The 3,458-nt window shown below is 52.7% G+C and carries 7 protein-coding genes; 3 read left to right on the top strand and 4 right to left on the bottom strand.

Features of this window, described 5'->3' with window-relative positions; genetic code table 11:
* Nucleotides 1–50: 50 nt before the first annotated feature.
* Nucleotides 51–323, bottom strand: coding sequence for a Txe/YoeB family addiction module toxin (locus WD429_RS11620; RefSeq protein WP_368422338.1), 273 nt, complete (start codon nucleotides 321–323; stop codon nucleotides 51–53).
* Complete coding sequence (locus tag WD429_RS11615; protein ID WP_368422337.1) at nucleotides 304–576, bottom strand: type II toxin-antitoxin system Phd/YefM family antitoxin; 273 nt, start codon at nucleotides 574–576, stop codon at nucleotides 304–306. The genes WD429_RS11620 and WD429_RS11615 overlap by 20 nt, the downstream gene beginning before the upstream one ends.
* A gap of 179 nt (nucleotides 577–755) precedes the next feature.
* On the opposite strand from WD429_RS11615, the gene WD429_RS11610 reads away from it, so the two are divergent.
* Nucleotides 756–1,052 carry a BrnT family toxin gene (locus WD429_RS11610; RefSeq protein WP_368422336.1) on the top strand — a complete coding sequence of 99 codons (297 nt, stop codon included), beginning with the start codon at nucleotides 756–758 and terminating at the stop codon, nucleotides 1,050–1,052.
* Nucleotides 1,030–1,254 (top strand): BrnA antitoxin family protein, encoded by a 225-nt coding sequence (locus tag WD429_RS11605; RefSeq protein ID WP_368422335.1) that lies wholly within the window; start codon nucleotides 1,030–1,032, stop codon nucleotides 1,252–1,254. The genes WD429_RS11610 and WD429_RS11605 overlap by 23 nt, the downstream gene beginning before the upstream one ends.
* Nucleotides 1,255–1,378: 124 nt before the next feature.
* Here WD429_RS11605 and WD429_RS11600 read toward each other — a convergent pair whose 3' ends face one another.
* Nucleotides 1,379–1,972 (bottom strand): 2-hydroxychromene-2-carboxylate isomerase, encoded by a 594-nt coding sequence (locus WD429_RS11600; protein ID WP_368422334.1) that lies wholly within the window; start codon nucleotides 1,970–1,972, stop codon nucleotides 1,379–1,381.
* A gap of 13 nt (nucleotides 1,973–1,985) precedes the next feature.
* Nucleotides 1,986–2,726, bottom strand: coding sequence for an SDR family oxidoreductase (locus WD429_RS11595; protein ID WP_368422333.1), 741 nt, complete (start codon nucleotides 2,724–2,726; stop codon nucleotides 1,986–1,988).
* Nucleotides 2,727–2,826: 100 nt separating this feature from the next.
* Between WD429_RS11595 and WD429_RS11590 the strand changes: the two genes are divergently transcribed.
* Nucleotides 2,827–3,303 carry a winged helix-turn-helix transcriptional regulator gene (locus WD429_RS11590; RefSeq protein ID WP_368422332.1) on the top strand — a complete coding sequence of 159 codons (477 nt, stop codon included), beginning with the start codon at nucleotides 2,827–2,829 and terminating at the stop codon, nucleotides 3,301–3,303.
* The last annotated feature ends 155 nt before the right edge of the window (nucleotides 3,304–3,458 follow it).

Raw genomic sequence — 3,458 nt, 5'->3', positions numbered from 1 at the left:
AGGAAGCAGGCGCTAGGAACGACTCGAAATCGGGTTTTTCTACAGCCTCGTTAGGACTGATCGTAGTGTCCTCCAATGGCGAAAATATAAATGGATTTGTCATCGAACCGGTATACCAGCCTGTCCTTCTGTGAGATGCGTCTTGACCACAAGCCTGATAAGTTGTGTTTGAGTGGTTCAGGTTTGCCGGTGCCAGCGGATGGATCTTCAGACCGGAGCATTTCTTTCAGCAGCTTGCGGAGGGCTTTGTGCAGCCTCTGGTCTTTCTTGCGCATCTTTTCATAGGCTTCCCAAGTGTTGCCCTCAAATACCAGTGATCTCATTCATCTGCTCATCATCAGGTGTGTATCCTTGGCCACGGCGGTGAGTATCGAGGGAGGCCGCAATTTGTTGCATCAGGTCTCGGTTTTGAAGGACATAGAGGGTTTCTTGCTCTCTTTCCCAGTCTTCAGCACTCACGATCACGAAAGCCTCACCGGCACGGCGTGTCACCTTGAGGGGTTCGTGTCTACTAATAACCTGTTCTACAAGGCTTTTCAGATTGTCTCTGAATTTGTTTACACTGATGATGTCCATAATTCTACCATTACGTACGGAAACTCCGTACAACTATAGCGCAGTAGCCCTAACAAGGCCAGTCACGGCGACGGCTTTTACATTGCGGCTGCGCCTCCATTTCAAAGCCGCGCGTGCTGAGCGGCGTTAACTATCACGCAGGGCTAGCGGATAATTTACACTGTAAGTACAATGTAGGTATGCATCATTTCAACTTCGAATGGGATAGCACCAAAAGCGACTCGAATTTACGAAAGCACGGCGTCTCGTTCGAAGAAGCGAAGACAGTGTTCACCGATGAGTTTGGTCGATTGATCAGCGATCCAGATCACTCTGAGCTTGGCGAGGATCGCTTCCTATTGTTAGGGACGAGTATCGATTCGCGCCTGCTGGTTGTATGCCACTGCATCAGGCAGGAAGACAGGATTCGCATCATTTCCGCGAGAAAAGCTGAGAAGCGGGAAAGAAAAGTTTATGAGAGGTACCGCCATGCGTGATCACTACGATTTTACTGACTCCAAGTCTAATCCGTACGCCGCGAAGCTGAAAAAGCAGGTAACGATCAGGCTGGACGAGGATACCGTTGAGTATTTCAAGCAAATGTCAGAGCGAAAAGGAATTCCCTATCAGAGCTTGATTAACTTATACCTCCGAGACTGTGCGGCCAAGCATAGGGATCTCAAACTGCAGTGGCAGTGATAGTTAACCATGCCAGGCACGGCGCGCCTACTACATTGCGGCCTCGCCTCCATTCCGTAGCCGCTCATGCTGCCAGCGTTATGTTTCAGGGGAGTCCACCAAACGTGAACTTGGTGGTACTACCTTATTCCTTCGAAAGCAGCGCTTTTTCTACCCAGTCCAGGCGATCCTGACCAAAGAACATTTCTCTTCCCACAAAGCAGGTAGGGGCCCCAAAAACTCCTCGAGAAACCGCTTCCTCGGTGGTCTGTTTGAGGTTTTCTTTCACCTCCGGACTATTACAAAGTGCTAGCACTTCTGATGGATCAAACGCCGCATCAGTGAGTACCTCCGACACAACTTCCGGGTTGTTCAAGTTCCTCTTGTTCACCCAGAGAGCCTTAAAGAGCGTGGAGAGGTAGTCTTGAAAGCGGGGGCTGTGGAGGTAACCGGTAGCGCCACGCATCAGTTGCAGTGTATTGATCGGGAAATGGGGATTGAGCTCGAATTGGACGCCGTATGCATTGGCAAAGCGATTAAAATCCACTGCGGTGTATCGCCCTTTCGCGGGTATGGTGATCGGGGACTGATTACCCGTCGCCTTGAAGACACCGCCCAAAAGCATGGGCTTCCAGTTGATGGTGGCGTTGTTTCTGTCTGCCAGACCGGGCAGCTGGGTCCAGGCAAGGTAACTGGCAGGACTACCCAGGTCGAAATAGACGTCGATGACTTTGCTCATGGCTTTATCCTTTTCAGAAAGTTTCCATCCAGGGGCGCAGATCCAGTTCGTGGGTCCATGCGTCGCGGGGCTGGCAGTGGATTTGCCAGTACTGATCGGCGATGTGCTCGGGGTTCAGGATGCCATCCTGTTCCTTTTGGGCATACCGATCAGGGAAGTTTTCACGAATGAAGTCGGTATCAATCGCACCGTCAATGATCGGATGGGCAACGTGTATGCCTTTGGGGCCGAGTTCTCTGGCCATACTCTGTGCAAGGGCGCGCAGGGCGAACTTAGCCCCTGAAAAGGCACTGAAACCGCTGCTTCCGCGAAGTGAAGCGGTTGCGCCGGTAAATATGATGGTGCCTCTATTTCGTGGCAGCATGGCTTTGGCAGCTTCTCGGCCGGCCAGAAAACCGGCCAGAGCGGCCATTTCCCAGACCTTCCTGTAGACACGCTCGGTCGTCTCCGTGATTGAAAAATGGACGTTGGCGCCGATGTTGAAGACCACGACTTCGATCTCGCCAATCTGTTCCTCTGTGTGCTTGAACAGCTCTTCCATGGCGTTTTCGTCGCGGGCGTCACATCCAAACCCGTAAGCCTGCCCGCCTTCGGCTTCAATGGATTCCAGGAGCGAGTCGAGTGCTTCTCGACGGCGGCGTGTAACCACGGTGGCATAACCTTCGCGGGCAAACCGTCGGGCAATGGCCCCACCGGTTGCATCGCCCGCACCGATAATGATCGCTACGGAGGCCTTCTCTTGTGACTTGTTCATGGTCGTTCTCCTGGGTTCTTTTTTGGAACCTCCTTATGCTGGGTTCCTTTTTGGAACCTGTCAAGTTATTCTTGTCGGGAGTTTCGAGGAGGTACGATCTATGCGTTGGGATGATCTGGACAAGCAGCCATGTTCGTTGGCCAGGGCGCTATCAGTTGTCGGAGACAGATGGACAATGGTGATTCTGCGGGATAGCTTTCTGGGCGTACGACGTTTCGAAGACCTTGAAAAGCGCTTGGGTATTACCCGCCATGTGTTGGCTGACCGTCTTAGAAAGCTGGTTGAACAGGGTGTTCTATACAAAGCTCCCTATCAACAGAAACCGGTGCGGGAAGAGTACCGGCTGACAGAAAAAGGGCTGGAGCTGCACCCGGTCGTTATGGCTCTTGTCCACTGGGGTGATAACCATATGGCAGACGAGCGCGGTGCCCCGATTGTTCACGTGCATAAACAGTGCGGACAGACCATGCAGCCGGTGACTGTGTGTTCCTGTTGCGGCGAGCCGGTGACAGCGCATGATATTCGCGTTGAAGTAGGCTCTCAATGGCAGGCGTTGTCGGAGGAGTTACTACCTTAGTATCGACGTTCTCAACTTATCGGCATAACCAAGGGCTGCACAGCGACCAATTTTCCGCTGCTTTGCAGCTCCAAACCGACGCTTGAGCCGGGCGTTATGCCGCCACTTTCCCTAATACTGCCGGCATGGCGCGCAAGCCGACTCACCCGGGTGAA

Source organism: Marinobacter sp., from assembly GCF_040904845.1.
Taxonomy (GTDB): domain Bacteria; phylum Pseudomonadota; class Gammaproteobacteria; order Pseudomonadales; family Oleiphilaceae; genus Marinobacter.
This window is presented reverse-complemented; position numbering and strand designations above follow the sequence as displayed.

Bases quoted from the DNA above. Each gene is read 5' to 3' on its own strand.
- WD429_RS11615 (WP_368422337.1), bottom strand. From the start codon at position 576: ATGGACATCATCAGTGTAAACAAATTCAGAGACAATCTGAAAAGCCTT.
- WD429_RS11610 (WP_368422336.1), top strand. From the start codon at position 756: ATGCATCATTTCAACTTCGAATGGGATAGCACCAAAAGCGACTCGAAT.
- WD429_RS11620 (WP_368422338.1), bottom strand. From the start codon at position 323: ATGAGATCACTGGTATTTGAGGGCAACACTTGGGAAGCCTATGAAAAG.
- WD429_RS11600 (WP_368422334.1), bottom strand. From the start codon at position 1,972: ATGAGCAAAGTCATCGACGTCTATTTCGACCTGGGTAGTCCTGCCAGT.
- WD429_RS11590 (WP_368422332.1), top strand. From the start codon at position 2,827: ATGCGTTGGGATGATCTGGACAAGCAGCCATGTTCGTTGGCCAGGGCG.
- WD429_RS11605 (WP_368422335.1), top strand. From the start codon at position 1,030: ATGAGAGGTACCGCCATGCGTGATCACTACGATTTTACTGACTCCAAG.
- WD429_RS11595 (WP_368422333.1), bottom strand. From the start codon at position 2,726: ATGAACAAGTCACAAGAGAAGGCCTCCGTAGCGATCATTATCGGTGCG.